Origin of the sequence: Flavobacterium sp. UGB4466 (genome assembly GCF_903469665.1) — a bacterium.
Taxonomy (GTDB): Bacteria; Bacteroidota; Bacteroidia; order Flavobacteriales; family Flavobacteriaceae; genus Flavobacterium; species Flavobacterium lipolyticum.
Map to the genome: position 1 here is coordinate 26714 of NZ_CAGKLC010000008.1, position 16019 is coordinate 42732.

The window sequence follows — 16019 nt, forward strand, 5'->3', positions numbered from 1 at the left end:
TGTAAGGAGTAAAAAAAGCTTTTGCCCTTTCAGGGCAATTTAGATCATTAATTTAGTTCATCGCGCGTTGCGCTATACTTGTGCTCTCGGGCTTTCAGCCCTTTTTGATCCAACTTTCGGAACGAAATTGATGTAAACTGGCAGCTCTGAAAGAGCTTCAGTAATAACATAGTGCAAAGCACTATGAATAATAAAAAGGTGTTATTGTTTTAGCCCTGTAAGGGCGAAAGCTAAACGCCAAAGAGAGAAACTCATTTAATGTGATGAATGTTTTTTTCGGATTCGCATATTGATAAATTCCACAGCAAGCGAAAACGAAATGGCGAAGTACAAATAACCTTTCGGTACCGCTCCAATATGCTCACCCGCAAGTGCCGCATTCGATAAGTGCATACTTTCCGTAATCAGCATAAAACCGATCAGGATCAAGAACGAAAGCCCCAGTATTTGAATGGACGGATTCTTGTTGACAAAATTTCCAACAGGAACCGCAAATAACATCATAACCAGTACCGAAATGACTACCGCCGTAATCATGATTGTTAAAGCACCATGAACACCATTTGTCATACCGACAGCCGTTAAAATCGAGTCGACAGAAAAAATCAAATCGATCAGCAGGATTTGCATAATGACATTCGAGAATGATTTTTTGGCAACAGTTTTAAGTGTTTTTTCCTCCTCGGCATGATGGTCCACTTTTTCGCTGATTTCTTTAGTACTCTTATAAATCAGGAACAAACCGCCCAGAAATAAAATGACTGCCTGACCGGTAAAATCTCCTTCAAACCAGCCCCAATGAATGCTGAAAAGAGTTGCTTTCATGGCAATCAGATACGAAATTCCCATCAGCAGAGCGATACGCATAAACATGGCCAAAAACAAACCAATTCGGGTGGCTTTCTTTCGATCTTCTTCAGGCAATTTCCCCGTGACGATGGATATAAAAATAATATTGTCAATCCCCAGGACAATTTCCAGAAAAGTCAATGTCAGTAAGGCAATCCAGGCATCGGGGTTTAGAAAAACTTCCATACTAAAGGTGTTTTATAACATTTAAATAGATTATTTACTCAACTCTTACCACTGTACCACGTTGTTTTTGGTCAGAACCCACCATTCCAAATTCAAAAGTATAAGAATCCTTAGAAGTGGTTAGAATTTTCATGCTGATGGCTTTTTCTTCAGCCATATTTTTTGGATGTTTTTTTTGTAAAATGTATTCGCAATCACTTACCCATCTGATGGTTGAAGTGTCTGTTTTACCTTCAAAAGTTTCGATTTCGATATTGTCTTTACGTTCAAAAACAGTGGTTTTTTTGACGCCATTTACTTCAAATTCAAATTTGAATTTTCCGTTTTTAAAATCTTTGCAGTTGTGTTCCGCGTTGTAACAAGACATTAAACCTAATAATGGAAGTAAGAATATAATTTTTTTCATAATGTAATTTGTTTTTTTTAAGGAGCTGATTCCTGCTGTACGCTATATCTTTTCCGTCTGCCGCGGCAGACATAAAAGGATGCCGCTTCCATCAGGGCTAGGGCATTAGTATTTATAAGAGGTTTTTTGAAGTACAAAGATTATTTATATTTATAATAACAAAAGGATAAAAATAAAAATAGAACTAAAAAGTTTAAAAAAGTCAGAAAAAACAAGTTCCTTCTTCTGTTTTCAAAACCTTGTTCTAAAGCCAGTTTTGTTTTGCAGAATCGGATGAGAATCCACCAGCATAATCCGCCAAGATCTGCATGAAATTCTATCATTTCAATCGCTTTAATTCATCATCTGTAAAGTTCTTGATTTCTTTTTCTTTGGCAAACTTTTCGGCGTTGTAATTTCCGGATTTATTTTTCGGAATCGATAAGCTGTCCCAGTCGCCCTTCTTTAATTGTTTGGCATAAAAAACAATCTGTCCGATATGATAAGGATAATGTGCCAGCTGTCTGTTGATGGCCTCAATAACGGTATGACCTTCGTTTCGGATGTAAATGATGTCTGAAAGTTGTTCCGGGTTTAAGCTGTTTAAGGCATTCAGCAAACAATCCCAGCCTTTGTTCCAGATCAGCAGGACTTCTTCTTTAGATTGCAGATCATTTTCAAATTCCGAATCGCGATTGCGCCATTCTTTTTCGCCATCAGACGTTAAAAAATCGGTCCAACGTGAGAGCATATTGCCTGAAACGTGTTTTACAATCGTAGCAATGCTGTTGGTATCTTCATTAAGGGTAACAAAAAGCTGGTCGGGTTCTAATTGTGCAATGGCTTTTTCTCCCAGCATTTTATAGTACAAAAACTGTTTTTTAACGCTTTCTAAATAGGAATCAGTTGCTTTCATAGTGATGCATTTGGTTTAGCGGAAATGAGTTTTTATTTTTTGTCACAAATTCGTGGCAAAAAACTATACAATTTTGATATCGTATTTGTCTAATAGCCCTACAATACCCTGAGTTGAAAATTGTGCTTTTCGCATAGGGTTAAATTCAGGATCAATTTTATAATTGTAGGCAGTTCTAAAGTCGACGCCTGCCAGTTGTGTATCGTTAAAAATAGCTCCCTCGAGATTGCAATTGTCAAATAAAGCACTGGTTAGATTGCATCCTATAAAAGAAATCTCGCGCAAAGAGCAGTTGATAAATTTAGTTTTAGGCATTTTCTTGTTCGAAAAAACAGCATAATCTAAGGTACTTTCTTCAAAATAAACCTGGAATAGAAAATCATCACATTCGTTAAAAGCAATTCCAAGAAGCTTGCAATTTTTGAATGTAGCATTTTTCAGACTGGTACCGGACAAACTTGTCATCGACAAATTGCAATCGATAAACTCACAGTCTAAAAAGGTGTTGTAAGCAAAATTGCTATTCGAAAAATCACAATTCTTAAAAACACAATCTTCAAACTCCCGATTGTTTATTTTCTTGTCAATATAAGTAACTTTTTCGAAGGTTTTTTGAATGTGAATTAGACTTTCCATGAGTGTTTTTTGGATTTTCGTGAGTTAGGTACGAGAAGGATGCAAATTAGTCGTTAAATAAACCTTTCATAATGATTTTCAATCCGTAAAAAATCAAAAACATAGCGCTTAAACAAGCCACAATTCCAATTCCCAGAACCAGATAATGCCAGTTGGTATGCTGATTCATAAAAGCGTTATAAATGAGCGACGGCCCAATAAATAATAAAGGCAATGAACCCGATAAATATTTAATTCCTTTTCCTAATAATTCTTTATTTGTTGCCATTTTTTTGTTTTCAGGTTTTGAGAGTTTCAGGTTTTATTGTTTCAAGTTTCAAGTTTCAGGTTTTAGAACTTTACGATTAGACAGGTATAATTTTATTTACATCTGACCTTTTACATCTCACATCTCACAAATAAACATTTCGCATAAAAGATTATAATTGTCCACAGCATTTCGTACGCTGCCATATTTTTTTAATAATTCACTGGCTTGTTCGTAGGAAACAGGAATTTCTCCCATAATCATTTTTACACCACGATCTACCAGTTTGATGTTACTCAACTGCATATCGACCATTTTATTGCCTTTTACTTTTCCAAGCTGAATCATTGCAGCAGTCGAAATCATATTCAGCACTAATTTTTGAGCTGTTCCGGCTTTCATTCTGGAGCTTCCGGTGATAAATTCCGGACCTACAACCACTTCAACCGGAAATTGGGCAGTAAGCGCCAAAGGACTTCCCGCATTGTTAGTGATACAGCCCGTAAGGATATTATTTTGATTACAGCTTTCTAAACCGCCAATCACATAAGGCGTAGTTCCTGAAGCCGCGATACCAATTACTACATCGTTTTGATCAATATGATTCGCCTGTAAATCAATCCAGGCTTGAGTTGCATTGTCTTCGGCATTTTCTACGGCACGACGAATGGCAGTGTCGCCACCGGCAATAATTCCGTTAACTAAATCAAAAGGAACACCAAAAGTTGGAGGGCATTCTGAAGCATCAACAACACCTAAGCGTCCGGATGTTCCTGCACCTATATAAAATAATCGACCGCCTAATTTTAATTTAGAAACTACCTGTGCTACTAAAGTTTCAATTTGCGGAATCGCTTTTTCGACTGCATCAGGAACAGTTTTGTCTTCCTGATTGATGTTAATCAGAAGTTCATGGACCGACATTTTTTCTAAATGTTCGTATTTTGAGGACTGTTCTGTAGTTTTTGTAAAGGTCATTTTTTCGTGTTAATTGAACTGGGTCAAAATTAATCTTTTTTCTTGCAATCCCGAAATTTGGAGCGTAAAGTCATGAAGATTTAGAATATTTTTTTGTTGTAATTTCTGATGAAATGATTGCTCTCTTGAACCTTTATTAAAACAACTAAAACATTATATTTGTTAAATAATTAAAAATTTGGAATGGATATAATTAGCTTTTTAACGAGTATCGCAAAAATATCAGTCTTTGTTTCTTTTTTACTGGCCTTCTTTTTACTCACAGTGCAAACAAAGAATAAATTGACAAACCGACTGTTTGCTTTCTATCTAATATTTTTTGCCCTTGATAACAGTGGTATTTTTATTGATGATGAGTTTATAAAAGCCCATTTTAATTTAGAATTTTTCAGATGGACGGCTTGTTCTCTGGTCTTGCCTTTTTTCTATCTGTACGTTTTGTCCGTTTGTTTCACGGATTTTAGATTGAGATCGAAACATTTACTACACGCAATTCCATTTGTACTCCTGAATGTGTTTTATATGTTCAGGCTTTACTTTTTAACGAACACCGAAAAAATGGTGTTTTACAACCAGCGTGATCAGTCGCCGGAGATGTTCTTTTTGTTTCTCGCTTTGGCCTTGCAAATTGTATTTTACAGCATTGGAGTAGCTTTGGTCTTAAAAAAATACAAAGCAATATATGAGGAAAATTATACCAATCCCAGAAGTTCTGTTTTTAAATGGCTGCTTCAGATAGCGGCTATATTCTTTGTTTTGTATTATTTATGTATCATTAAGAATGCTTTAAGATATGTGAATTACGATTCGTTATGGATTTGGTCTAATGTAATATTACAGTTTATGGTTTTGGTAATAACCTGCTGGTTTGTATTAAAAGCCCTGAATCATCCGGATCTTTTTCGGGGTATTGATTCTAAACTACAATTGGCCAAAGATATTCTTCCTAAACAGAATACTAATGTCGGAGAAAAGGAGCATCAAAATGAAGTAATTTCAGATCAAATTGCGACATTGAAGCTCTACATGACCGAAAAAGAACCTTTTCTGGACCCGTCATTAACCATTCAGGAACTTTCGAATCAGATTAATATTCCGGTTCGGGATTTATCGGTTTTAATCAATCATCATATTGATCAGCATTTCTTTGATTTTGTAAACGAATATCGCATTCAAAAAGCAATGAATATACTGAAAGATCAGTCCAAAAGTCAGCTTACGGTTTTGGAAATTTTGTATGAAGTAGGTTTTAATTCAAAATCTTTTTTTAATACGTCTTTTAAAAAATATACAAATCTAACCCCTACAGCTTATCGGAACGCCTCATAATAAAGGCTTTGCATAAAGTACTACTTCGTGACGAAAAAAGTCGAACTCATTTCTGTTGAGAAAATGAGTTCGACTTTTTTTTGTCGGTCGAATTCCGAAAATTTCTGCAACAACTTTGCTTCATAATTAATCGAACAAGTTAAAACCAGAAATCATGAAAAAAGTTTACCTCCTTATTATTTTAGTATTACCGGTGTTGGGTTTAGCACAAACAACTGCAAAATTAAAAGGAAAAATAGCCAGTGAAACTACTGCATTAGAATGGGCAGATGTGTCCGTATTCAATTCAGAAGGAAAAATTATTGAAGGAACAACCAGTAAGCCGGACGGTTCTTTTGAACTTAATTTAAAAGAAGGCTTTTATAAAATAGGAATAAGTCTGCTGGGATTTGTTGATTACGAAAAGCAGATCGCGATTAAAAAAGATACCGATTTAGAAACCATAGTTTTGAAAGAGAATACTACTCAGCTGGGAGAAGTAGTAATTAAAACTAAAAAGAATACCATCGAGCAAAAAACAGATCGTTTGGTGTACAATCTCGAAAATAATGTCACAAATGTTGGTGGTGATGCTTTAAGCGCGATCAATACGGCACCTGGTGTTGTGGTTCAAAAAGAGACGATCAGTATATTAGGCAAAGGGACTTCTCGCGTGATGATTGACGGACGTATCGTTGAGTTAACAGGAGAAGAACTAAACAACTATTTAAAATCGATATCAGCAGCAGATATTAAGAACATTGAAATTATCAGTACACCTCCCGCAAAATACGAAGCCGAAGGAACGGGAGGACTTATTAATATTGTATTGAAAAAAGGTACCCGAAATTCCTGGAAGAACAGTTCCATAGCAACTTATGATCAGAATAAATACGGGGCTTTGACTTTAAGAGATAATTTCTTTTACAACAAAAATAAGTTTAGGTTTTCTGCCAGTATTAATGGAAAGAAAGGACATAAATATGCGGATGAGTTTCTGGATATGTATTTTCCTGACGGACTTTCTGAGATGATTATCAATACAAAATTTACCGATGAGAGTTTGTCCGGAAAATTAGCTTTGGATTATGATTTTTCAGATCGCATAACCATAGGTTTTCAGGTTTTAAAAGACAGAAGTAATCCGGATTTTAAGTCGGATATCAGAATTAATAATTACAATACTAAAAATGAACTGGACAATTATATACTGAACAATAGTTTTGTGGATAAGCAGTCCGGCAACCAGACTTATCACGGGCATTTGATTGCAAAATTGGATTCTTTAGGCAGAAAATTGTCTTTTGATGTGGATTATTTTAATTACAATTCAAAATTCGACCGAAATGCGATCGCCTACAATTACAGACCGGATCATTCATTTGCAGGGATTAATCAGTCGGCAAGAAATATTTCCGATCAGGATATTGATAACTGGAGTTTTAAGGCAGATATGGAACATCCGCTTACAGCATTCAATTTGTCATATGGTACAAAAATGAGTTTTACAAACAGTAAGAGTTATGTACTTTACTACAATACGATTACAGAAACACCGGAATTGGATCCCAATCAGTCCAACCGATTCAGGTATACGGAGAACAATCAGGCAGTGTACGTTAACGGAGATAAAAAACTCAGTGAGAAATGGAATCTTCAATTGGGATTGCGACTTGAAAATACTCAAACGAGTGGTTTTTCAGAAACCTTAAACGAGGAAACAAAAAATAATTATTTGAGATTATTTCCTACAGTTTATGTTTCATACAAAGAAAATGACGGTAACAATTTTAGTTTTAATTATGGAAAAAGAATCAGCCGACCTCAGTTTGATTTGCTGAATCCTTTTCGTAATTACATTAACAGCAACAGTTATTCTGAAGGAAATCCGTTTTTGAGACCTTCTTTTAGTGATAATTTTGAATTGACTCATTCGTATAAAGGAGTTTTGCGAACCAATGTTTTCTTTAACGTGATCAATGACGGTTATGGCGTGATTTTTACCTCAATTCCCGAAACCAATACGCAAATTGTAACCCGAGAGAATTATTTCAGAGATCTAAAGTATGGGGTTGGAGAAAGTTATTCGGCTGCCTTAGCTTCCTGGTGGCAGAGTGAAAATACCTTGTACTTTTTAGGATCAAAAACGAAGTTTATTGCAGCTATTAATGCCACACCGTCAAATAGTCTGGAAATCAATTTTTCGACGAACAATACCTTTTCATTAGGTAAAAATTCTAAACTTCAAATTGATTTTAATTACAATACACCTTCTCGAAGTGGTTTGTACAAAACGGGGTATATGTCGAGTTTTGATATTGGTTTTAAACAGGAGGTGCTGAATAAATCCTTGCAGATTGCTTTTCTGGCCAATGATATTTTTAATACCTCTTATTTAAAAGATTTGGTTTCGGTTGTAAATGGTGTAAAGCAGGTATACAGTCAGAACTTCTCCAACCGATTTTTACGTTTGTCTGTTGTTTATAATTTTGGGAACAAAAAAATAAACGTGAAACAGCGTGATTTTGGAAATCAGGAGGAGAAAAATAGAACGGGGAATTAAAAATAATCCGTAAAATGATTGCTGATTTTTGATTAACGATTGTAGATTTCGAATTTGGTATTGCTTAATAATACTATCATCTATTTTCCCAGGTTTCATAAATCTAGAATCTAAAATCTCTTAATTTAATGACGTTGGTACCGAACCTACGGCTCTTTTTATTATGATGCTTGCTTTCTACGACGGATTAAAATCCGTCGCTACAATATGGGTCGAACTGATGGTTCTTTTTATTATGATATCTTTTTCTACGACGGATTTTAATCCGTTGAAATAAGGTATGTTCAAAACAAGTTCCAGCGGAACGACACATTCCGCAGCAATTTTAAGCCACGACAATGATTTTTGCTTCTTTTTGAAATTAAATTAACCTGAGTTAGCAATAAAAACAATCAAACAATTAAGTTCCGAAGGAACCACAAATTTTGTAGCAACGGATTTTAATCCGTTGAAAATAAGTCGCATTCAAAATAAGTTCCAGCGGAACGACACATTTTACAGCAATATTAAACCGCAACAATGATTTTTTCTTCTTTTTGCGATTATAATATAAAGGCCAAAAGAATCCCCAAAACAATCATAGAGACTTTGGCAACATTAAATTTATGTCCTTCGCTGCTTTCGAAAATAATGGTGGACGAGATGTGAAACAGAATTCCGATAACGATGGCTGTAATTTCAGTATAATATTTGCTTAGAACGGGTAAATATTCAGAGGCAACGGTACCCAATGGTGTCATAACTGCGAAGGCAAGCATGAAAGCAAAAATGGCTTTTTTATTCAGCTCTGCATTGATAAAAAAGGTGGTCAGAATTACGGCAATTGGTAAATGATGAATAGCAATTCCAAGAGCCAGACCATGATGATGGCTTACCGGAAAACCTTCCAGAAAAGCATGGATACACAAGCTGGTAAAGAGCAGCCACGGAATCTGTGACATCTTAGCATGTCCATGAACGTGACCGTGTTCGGCTCCCTTAGAGAAAAACTCCAGTATAATCTGGAATAAAATTCCAAGCATGATGAAGATACCAATATTGTGCTTATGTGTTTCATAAACTTCAGGTAACAGGTGCATTACGGTTAAGGACAATAAAAATGAACCGCTAAACGCAAGCAGCAGCTTTAGATTGGTTTTGCTCTTTGGTTTTAAAAACAAAGCCACCATATAACCTAAAAGTACAGAGAATAAGGGGAGTAGATAATTCATTTTTTATGGTTTAACCGTTGATTTGTTTAACTGTTTAATCGTTTTTTGTTCAGCGATTAAACAGTTAAACAAATAAACGATTAAACAGTTTATTTAAAAATCATGATTAATCGTTCACTTTCGGTTTTGTGGAATTTTTTGAGTTTATAATCTCCAAAAATATCCAACAGGAAAATTCCGGCTTCTGCCATTAGTTCTTCAAAATCTTTTAAAGTTAAGGCTTTTACTTTTTCTGTGAAATGGTAATTTTGTCCCTGGTCCTCAAAATCTATTTCTTTAAAAATATGTCCGTCCTCCACATACCTTTTGATTTTGAAATCAATTCCGTCCACACTTTTTACTTCTTCAGGTACCAAAGTTTCGATAACCTGAGTAACGTTCATAAAGTCGATTACCGCAAAACCGTATTCAGATAAACTTTCTTTAATGGCTTTAAGGGTGGTTAAATTATCGTCGTCACTTTCAAAATACCCAAAACTGGTAAATAGATTAAAGATCGCATCAAACTTTTCTTCAAAAGGTTCACGCATATCGTGCACTTTAAAATGCAGTGTTTCGTTACTGTTTTTTGTAGCTTCTGTAATACTGTTTTCGGACAAATCGGCACCTAAAACATTAAAGCCTAGTTGGTTTAAATAAATAGAGTGACGCCCTTTTCCGCAAGCCAGGTCTAGTACTTTCGCTTTTTCAGGCAAATTCAGATAATGGGTTAGATTATCCATGAAAATCTGAGCTTCGCGATAATTTCGGTCTTTATAAAGAATATGGTAATAGGGAGTATCAAACCATGAAGTAAACCAATTTTCGGTATTACGTTCCTGATTTGGTGAGGATGAGTTTGCTGCTTCAGACATTTATTCTATTTCAATTAATTCAAAGTCCGGCAAATTTAGTGTATTTTTGCCGAAAAATAACTATTTCGCAACGATACCTCTATGAATCCTTGCGGAAATGCAGCAGGTGTACGGATATGCAGATGCAGAGGTCAACAGCAGTACATTTGAAATAATTCAAAAATAAAGATGGAAGAAAATTTTAGAATGATAGCCAAATGTTTTTTTGGTTTTGAAGAAATATTAGAGAATGAATTGCGCACTCTAGGTGCTCAGGATGTCGAAAAAGGAGTGCGAATGGTAAGCTTTAAAGGAGATAAAGGATTCATGTATAAAGCTAATTTATCGCTTCGTACTGCACTTAAAGTTCTAAAACCTATTTATTCGTTCAGAGCAAATAATGAACAGGCACTGTACAAAGGAATTTCGGGAGTAAACTGGTCTAAATTATTAAATGCCAATCAGACTTTTGTAATTGATGCGACTGTACACTCCACTTATTTCAACCACTCTGAATTTGTTTCTCAAAAATGTAAAGATGCTATCGTGGATCAGTTTAGGGAAAGAACAGGACAGCGTCCGAGTATCGATAAAGCTTTTCCGGATTTACGAATTAATGTTCATATCGATAAAGACCAGGTTTCTGTTGCGTTGGATACTTCAGGGAATTCACTGCATCAGCGTGGTTACCGAACTGCAACGAATATTGCGCCAATCAACGAAGTTTTGGCTGCGGGAGTATTACTGTTATCAGGATGGGAAGGACAGAGTCATTTTGTAGATCCAATGTGTGGTTCCGGAACTTTTCTGGCAGAGGCAGCTATGATCGCCTGCAATATTCCGGCGAATATTAATCGTAAAGAGTTTGCATTCGAAAAATGGAAAGATTGGGATAACGATCTTTTTGATCAGATTGTAAACAGCTTGATGAAAAAAACAAAAGAATTTCATTACACTATAAAAGGGTTTGATAAAGCGCCAAGTGCTGTAAATAAAGCCAAAGACAACATCCGAAACGCCAACTTGGAAGATTATGTTACCGTAAGTGAGGATAACTTTTTTGATAGTGAAAAAGCGGTAGAAGGAAAGTTACACATGGTTTTCAATCCACCTTACGATGAGCGTCTGGATATCCATATGGAAGAATTCTACAAAAATATCGGAGATACTCTAAAGAAAAGCTACCCGGGTACAAACGCCTGGTTTATTACGGCCAATCTTGAAGCTCTGAAATTTGTAGGTTTAAAACCATCCCGAAAAATTAAACTTTTCAACGGAAGTCTTGAAGCACGTTTGGTAAAATACGAGATGTACGAGGGAAGTAAGAGAACGAAATTTCAGGTCTAAGGTTCTAAGGGGCTAAGTCCCTAAGGCACTAAGAGATTTGGTTTGAGAAATTTATTTTGTACTATTTTTTATTTCAATATTGAAGTACTAAAATAAATCTTAGAACCTCAGAGTCTTAGCGTCTTAGCACCTCAAAAAAACAATAATAATTTAAGGTTAAAAAAAAAGGACTAAGGAATCTACGAAGTATAATCTTAGAATCTTAGTTCCTCAGAACCTTAGCAACTTAAAGAAAAATGACAAAACTACAAGTAAGAGCTTTTTTATACCAATTAGGATGTTTCGCGATTCTATTTATTTTAGGGAGATTTTTAGTAGCTTCTTATACCGGATTAACGGGATTTTGGATTCCAATGACCGCTTTTATTGTCGCTACATTGATTTCGCCTAAATTTCAATCCGTAAAGACTAAAGATGGAGAGAAGCTTTTCATGAAATGGATTTTTATAAAAGGAATTAGAGAAATTGGATAATTAATGGATTGTATATGAGGATAATTGGACTTATCGGCGGAATTAGCTGGGTTTCTACAGCAGATTATTACAAACTTATAAATGAGGGGATTAATAATGAGCTGGGAGGGCTTAATTTCTCAGAGTGTCTGATTTATTCTTTCAATTATGCCGACATTAAAAAGAATAACGATGCCAATGATTGGGAGGCGACTTTTAATTTGCTTTTAAAAGGGTGTCAGTTTCTTAAGCAGGGCGGGGCAGAAGCTATTGTTTTGTGTGCGAATACCATGCATTTGATTGCTGACCGACTTGAAAAAGCGATTGATTTGCCAATTATTCACATTGCGACTGAAACGGCATTGGCGATTCAGAAGAAAGAAGTGAAAAAAGTAGGTTTGATGGGAACGAAGTTTACCATGGAACTTGATTTTTTTAAAGATAAATTAGCCGAAAAAGGAATCGAGACTATCATTCCTAAAAATGATGCCGACCGCGATTTTATGCACACCACAATCTTTGAAGAATTAGGAAAAGGTTTGGTGACTGAGGCCACTAAAAAGCGCTATCTGGAAATTGCCAATCAATTGATAAAAGAAGGCGCTGAAGGGATTGTTTTAGGCTGTACCGAGATTCCCTTGGTGATAAAGCCAGAAGATGTTGCTGTCCCGGTTTTTGATACTACTTTAATTCATTCTACTGCTGCTATTGAATTTCAATTGTCATAAAAAGGTAGAAAAAAACAGTTTTTAAAAAAGATAAATTCCAAATAGTATTATAGATTATTTGGAATTTATCTTTTTTAATTCCCGTAGTATCAGTTTGGACGAAGCCAAAGCTGTTTGTCTGAGCGGAGTCGAAGCAGCCAGTCTTAGCAAAGTTGAAGCTGTCTGTCTTGACAGAGTCGAAGCTGTCTGTCTGATCGGAATCGGAGCTGTCTGTCTGAGCGGAATCGGAGCTGTCTGTCTGAGCGGAGTCGAAGCAGCCAGTCTTAGCAAAGTTGAAGCTGTCTGTCTGAGCGGAGTCGAAGCTGTCTGTCTGAGCGGAGTCGAAGCAGCCAGTCTTGACAGAGTTGAAGCAGCCAGTCTTAGCAGAGTCGAAGCTGTCTGTTTGGGCAGAATCGGAGCTGTCTGTCTGAGCGGAGTCGAAGCTGTCTGTCTGAGCGGAGTCGAAGACAGATTTTAGCTTTAAAAACAAATTCCAAACGGTACCTATTGCACGGTTTGGAATTTGGAATTTTTAAAATTTGGAATTTATTACTTTTTAATAGTTTCCTTTTTTATGGTTTCAGGAATGATTGTCTTCTTCTTATAAAGTGGAATGAAGTAAGAAACGGTATAGTTAAACCCGATTCCGAAGCTGCCATCATACGTTCTGTTAAAGCCTGGAATATAAAGGTTGTCAAATCCGGAAGGTTTTTTATTAGAAGCCAACAGTTTAAGCTGAACGCCAAAACCAACAAACACATTGTTAAAAACCTTTGCTTTTACACCCATTGCCACTTCAAGCCAACCTGCAGTAAGACCATTGTATTTTTGACCGGAAACAATTGCCGGCTGTTCTCCCCAGTATGGATTTGGGTTGTAAATTTTATAGGTATTCAATTGCTGACTAAAAGTACTGAAACCACCTCGAAGTCCAATGGTGATTAAATTTTCCATGTCCAACCAGTTTTGGTACAAATTGTAGTCAAAACCTCCTTTGATGTAAGTTCCGGTTGTTGTTGAATTTAATCGGTCATCGTCGGTAGTTTTGTCTTCAAAACCAAGTTCGGCAGCCAGATAGTATTTTTTGGTCAGACGAAAATCCCCAGTAACTTCAATACCTTTATAATTCTTGTCATATAATCCACGGGTTAATTTGTACAAATCTACCCCCACACGAAGTCCGTAACGATCCGTTTTGATGCTATCCTGTTTAGTTTCCTTAACAGCTGGTTTAGCAGTTTGGGCTTTCGGTTTTGTTTTTACGATCTCTTTAGGTGCAGCTGTATCCGATGTTTCCTGAGCCTGACCTAAGAACATTGAAAACAGTAAGCAAAAACTATAAAAATATTTTAATATGTGTTTCATTTTCAGATTCAATGTGTTTTATGTCTGTAAAAATTTGTTTTATCCAGAACCCATCGCCAGCCGGGTCGATTAGGTCGTTGGGTTTTAGCGGATCAAGATCAAAAACGGTCTTAAATCCACAGGCTCTTGATACATATACATTCTCACGAGTATAGTAAAATGTTATCCGATCGCTGTTTCTGGTAGCAGGATTAGTGCTCTGAGAGTTATAAACAAAATCATATGTGGTGGTATTTCGGTCTATTCTCAAAGGTATCGAGATTGTATTCGAATTGGTTACATATCTTAAAGGATTATCTTCGTCTGTTATGCTTTTGTTGAAAACAATTCCCTTACTTTCTCCCTCTCCGGTTACTTTTAGATTTATTACGTTTTCTTTTACAGTAGGTTCGGCATCTTTATAAAAGGTAATTACCAGACGCGGGGTAGTAGGTGTACTGGCATCACAAATGTCATCTTTTTCACAGCTGGACAAACCAAAAGTAAAGATTAGTAAAAGAGAGATTATTTTTTTCATTTAGATAATTTGTTATCGAAGTTCTAAAAGCACAACATTTTCGACATGGTGTGTTTGTGGAAACATATCAACAGGTCTGACACGGGTTACTTTGTATTTTTCGTCCATTAAAGCCAAATCACGTGCCTGAGTTGCTGAATTACAGCTCACATAAACGACTTTTTTAGGAGCAATCTTCAAAATTTGATCAACAACCGCAGCATGCATACCATCTCTTGGCGGATCGGTAATAATAACATCCGGTTTTCCGTGCTGAGCGATAAAGGCTTCGTTGAAAACAACTTTCATGTCACCAACAAAAAACTCACAATTGGTAATATTATTGCGCTCTGCATTTGCTTTAGCATCTAAAATAGCCTCAGGAACACTTTCTACACCAATTACTTTTTTCGTCTTTTTTGAGACAAATTGTGCAATAGTTCCCGTTCCGGTATACAAGTCATAAACTGTTTCGTTTCCTGTAAGCCCTGCAAAATCACGTGTTATTTTGTACAACTCGTAGGCTTGATCTGAATTAGTCTGGTAGAAAGATTTAGCGTTGATGCTAAATTTCAAACCTTCCATTTCTTCCAGTATATAGTCTCTTCCTTTGTATAGTTTAATATCCTGATCGTAAATAGTATCGTTTTGCTTGGCATTTATCACGTATTGTAACGAGGTAATCTGCGGGAACTTTTCGTAAAGGTGATCCAAAATCAGTTCGCGGTTTTTTTGATCATCCTCAAAAAACTGGATCAAAACCATAATCTCACCGGTAGATACTGTACGAATCATTACCGTTCTCAACAAACCGGAATGCTCTCTTGGATTGAAGAAAGCCATGTTATGTTCGTTAGCAAAAGCTCTAATCTCATTTCTGATGGCATTTGAAGGATCTTCCTGTAAATGACATTTTTGGATGTCCAGAATTTTGTCCCACATTTTCGGAATATGGAATCCTAAAGCATTTCGGTTTCCTAAATCCTCCGTACTTCCAATTTCTTTCTCGGTTAACCAACGGCTGTTAGAAAATGAAAATTCCATTTTGTTTCTGTAGAAAAATTGTTTTTCAGAACCCAAAATGGTTTCAAATTCGGGAAGCTCTACTTTTCCGATACGCTGTAAGTGATTTTTTACTTCATTTTGTTTGTAATACAGCTGTTGGCTGTATTTCATATTTTGCCATTTGCATCCTCCACAAACACCAAAATGATCGCAGATTGGCTCAATACGATGCTCTGATAATTCGTGAAATTTTACGGCTTTGCCTTCATAATAGGCTTTTCTTTTCTTAAAGGTCTGTACGTCTACTACATCGCCAGGAACGACATTCGGAATAAAGATTACTTTTCCGTCAGGAGCCTTTGCTACTGATACTCCTTTTGCTCCTGCATCAAGAACCTGAATTTGATGAAAGACAATTTTGTCTGTATTTTTTCTTCCCATAGCGCAAAAATAAGGGTTTGTAAACTTTTATAAATTTAATTTTTAAAATATTTTATCAAATTGCCTAATTTAGTGGTTTAATCAAGTTTAAAAG

Annotated in this window: 18 protein-coding genes; 6 read left to right on the forward strand and 12 right to left on the reverse strand. The window is 35.9% G+C overall.

Features of this window, described 5'->3' with window-relative positions:
- Positions 1 to 255: 255 nt before the first annotated feature.
- From JO950_RS03890 to murQ, 6 genes are all read right to left on the reverse strand, one after another.
- On the reverse strand, positions 256 to 1035 hold the full coding sequence (locus JO950_RS03890) for a TerC family protein (protein ID WP_202701334.1): 780 nt from the start codon (positions 1033 to 1035) through the stop codon (positions 256 to 258).
- 34 nt (positions 1036 to 1069) lie between these two features.
- Positions 1070 to 1441, reverse strand: coding sequence for a DNA topoisomerase IV (locus JO950_RS03895; RefSeq protein ID WP_070907134.1), 372 nt, complete (start codon positions 1439 to 1441; stop codon positions 1070 to 1072).
- A 319-nt stretch (positions 1442 to 1760) separates the two neighbouring features.
- The gene (locus JO950_RS03900) at positions 1761 to 2336 is read right to left on the reverse strand and encodes a DUF1572 domain-containing protein (protein ID WP_202701335.1); all 576 of its coding nucleotides are present in this window, start codon (positions 2334 to 2336) and stop codon (positions 1761 to 1763) included.
- Positions 2337 to 2399: 63 nt separating this feature from the next.
- Complete coding sequence (locus JO950_RS03905; protein WP_202701336.1) at positions 2400 to 2972, reverse strand: pentapeptide repeat-containing protein; 573 nt, start codon at positions 2970 to 2972, stop codon at positions 2400 to 2402.
- Between the two features lie 46 nt (positions 2973 to 3018).
- The gene (locus JO950_RS03910) at positions 3019 to 3240 is read right to left on the reverse strand and encodes a DUF6095 family protein (RefSeq protein ID WP_017498392.1); all 222 of its coding nucleotides are present in this window, start codon (positions 3238 to 3240) and stop codon (positions 3019 to 3021) included.
- 117 nt (positions 3241 to 3357) lie between these two features.
- On the reverse strand, positions 3358 to 4197 hold the full coding sequence (gene murQ, locus JO950_RS03915; RefSeq protein WP_202701337.1) for an N-acetylmuramic acid 6-phosphate etherase: 840 nt from the start codon (positions 4195 to 4197) through the stop codon (positions 3358 to 3360).
- A gap of 183 nt (positions 4198 to 4380) precedes the next feature.
- Here murQ and JO950_RS03920 point away from each other — a divergent pair, with 183 nt between their 5' ends.
- On the forward strand, positions 4381 to 5526 hold the full coding sequence (locus tag JO950_RS03920; RefSeq protein ID WP_202701338.1) for an AraC family transcriptional regulator: 1146 nt from the start codon (positions 4381 to 4383) through the stop codon (positions 5524 to 5526).
- 154 nt (positions 5527 to 5680) lie between these two features.
- Entirely contained in the window at positions 5681 to 8068 is a 2388-nt protein-coding gene (locus JO950_RS03925; RefSeq protein ID WP_202701339.1) for a TonB-dependent receptor domain-containing protein, read from the forward strand.
- A gap of 177 nt (positions 8069 to 8245) precedes the next feature.
- On the opposite strand, the gene JO950_RS03930 is transcribed toward JO950_RS03925, so the two are convergent.
- The 3 genes from JO950_RS03930 to JO950_RS03940 form a co-directional block, all read right to left on the reverse strand.
- Positions 8246 to 8407, reverse strand: coding sequence for a hypothetical protein (locus tag JO950_RS03930; RefSeq protein WP_202701340.1), 162 nt, complete (start codon positions 8405 to 8407; stop codon positions 8246 to 8248).
- Between the two features lie 203 nt (positions 8408 to 8610).
- Complete coding sequence (locus tag JO950_RS03935; RefSeq protein ID WP_202701341.1) at positions 8611 to 9279, reverse strand: ZIP family metal transporter; 669 nt, start codon at positions 9277 to 9279, stop codon at positions 8611 to 8613.
- Between the two features lie 89 nt (positions 9280 to 9368).
- Entirely contained in the window at positions 9369 to 10133 is a 765-nt protein-coding gene (locus JO950_RS03940; protein ID WP_089078465.1) for a bifunctional 2-polyprenyl-6-hydroxyphenol methylase/3-demethylubiquinol 3-O-methyltransferase UbiG, read from the reverse strand.
- A gap of 168 nt (positions 10134 to 10301) precedes the next feature.
- On the opposite strand from JO950_RS03940, the gene JO950_RS03945 reads away from it, so the two are divergent.
- The 4 genes from JO950_RS03945 to JO950_RS03960 all read left to right on the forward strand — a co-directional run bounded on the left by JO950_RS03945 (position 10302) and on the right by JO950_RS03960 (position 13096).
- Positions 10302 to 11459, forward strand: coding sequence for a class I SAM-dependent RNA methyltransferase (locus JO950_RS03945; protein WP_202701342.1), 1158 nt, complete (start codon positions 10302 to 10304; stop codon positions 11457 to 11459).
- 236 nt (positions 11460 to 11695) lie between these two features.
- Positions 11696 to 11932, forward strand: coding sequence for a hypothetical protein (locus JO950_RS03950; RefSeq protein ID WP_017498385.1), 237 nt, complete (start codon positions 11696 to 11698; stop codon positions 11930 to 11932).
- A gap of 14 nt (positions 11933 to 11946) precedes the next feature.
- Positions 11947 to 12639, forward strand: a complete 693-nt coding sequence (locus tag JO950_RS03955; RefSeq protein ID WP_202701343.1) for an aspartate/glutamate racemase family protein — start codon at positions 11947 to 11949, stop codon at positions 12637 to 12639.
- A gap of 58 nt (positions 12640 to 12697) precedes the next feature.
- Complete coding sequence (locus JO950_RS03960; RefSeq protein ID WP_202701345.1) at positions 12698 to 13096, forward strand: hypothetical protein; 399 nt, start codon at positions 12698 to 12700, stop codon at positions 13094 to 13096.
- A gap of 71 nt (positions 13097 to 13167) precedes the next feature.
- Here the strand turns inward: JO950_RS03960 and JO950_RS03965 are convergent, their stop codons facing one another.
- The 3 genes from JO950_RS03965 to rlmD are packed head-to-tail and all read right to left on the reverse strand — an operon-like array spanning position 13168 to position 15925.
- Entirely contained in the window at positions 13168 to 13983 is an 816-nt protein-coding gene (locus JO950_RS03965; protein ID WP_202701347.1) for a DUF6048 family protein, read from the reverse strand.
- Positions 13955 to 14500, reverse strand: a complete 546-nt coding sequence (locus tag JO950_RS03970) for a DUF6452 family protein (protein ID WP_202701349.1) — start codon at positions 14498 to 14500, stop codon at positions 13955 to 13957. Before JO950_RS03970 ends, JO950_RS03965 begins: the two co-directional genes overlap by 29 nt.
- 12 nt (positions 14501 to 14512) lie before the next feature.
- A complete protein-coding gene (gene rlmD, locus JO950_RS03975; protein WP_202701351.1) occupies positions 14513 to 15925 on the reverse strand; it encodes a 23S rRNA (uracil(1939)-C(5))-methyltransferase RlmD in 1413 nt (470 codons plus the stop codon).
- Positions 15926 to 16019: the final 94 nt, after the last annotated feature.

Bases quoted from the DNA above. Each gene is read 5' to 3' on its own strand.
- JO950_RS03890 (WP_202701334.1), bottom strand. From the start codon at position 1,035: ATGGAAGTTTTTCTAAACCCCGATGCCTGGATTGCCTTACTGACATTG.
- JO950_RS03895 (WP_070907134.1), bottom strand. From the start codon at position 1,441: ATGAAAAAAATTATATTCTTACTTCCATTATTAGGTTTAATGTCTTGT.
- JO950_RS03900 (WP_202701335.1), bottom strand. From the start codon at position 2,336: ATGAAAGCAACTGATTCCTATTTAGAAAGCGTTAAAAAACAGTTTTTG.
- JO950_RS03905 (WP_202701336.1), bottom strand. From the start codon at position 2,972: ATGGAAAGTCTAATTCACATTCAAAAAACCTTCGAAAAAGTTACTTAT.
- JO950_RS03910 (WP_017498392.1), bottom strand. From the start codon at position 3,240: ATGGCAACAAATAAAGAATTATTAGGAAAAGGAATTAAATATTTATCG.
- murQ (WP_202701337.1), bottom strand. From the start codon at position 4,197: ATGACCTTTACAAAAACTACAGAACAGTCCTCAAAATACGAACATTTA.
- JO950_RS03920 (WP_202701338.1), top strand. From the start codon at position 4,381: ATGGATATAATTAGCTTTTTAACGAGTATCGCAAAAATATCAGTCTTT.
- JO950_RS03925 (WP_202701339.1), top strand. From the start codon at position 5,681: ATGAAAAAAGTTTACCTCCTTATTATTTTAGTATTACCGGTGTTGGGT.
- JO950_RS03935 (WP_202701341.1), bottom strand. From the start codon at position 9,279: ATGAATTATCTACTCCCCTTATTCTCTGTACTTTTAGGTTATATGGTG.
- JO950_RS03940 (WP_089078465.1), bottom strand. From the start codon at position 10,133: ATGTCTGAAGCAGCAAACTCATCCTCACCAAATCAGGAACGTAATACC.
- JO950_RS03945 (WP_202701342.1), top strand. From the start codon at position 10,302: ATGGAAGAAAATTTTAGAATGATAGCCAAATGTTTTTTTGGTTTTGAA.
- JO950_RS03950 (WP_017498385.1), top strand. From the start codon at position 11,696: ATGACAAAACTACAAGTAAGAGCTTTTTTATACCAATTAGGATGTTTC.
- JO950_RS03955 (WP_202701343.1), top strand. From the start codon at position 11,947: ATGAGGATAATTGGACTTATCGGCGGAATTAGCTGGGTTTCTACAGCA.
- JO950_RS03965 (WP_202701347.1), bottom strand. From the start codon at position 13,983: ATGAAACACATATTAAAATATTTTTATAGTTTTTGCTTACTGTTTTCA.
- JO950_RS03970 (WP_202701349.1), bottom strand. From the start codon at position 14,500: ATGAAAAAAATAATCTCTCTTTTACTAATCTTTACTTTTGGTTTGTCC.
- rlmD (WP_202701351.1), bottom strand. From the start codon at position 15,925: ATGGGAAGAAAAAATACAGACAAAATTGTCTTTCATCAAATTCAGGTT.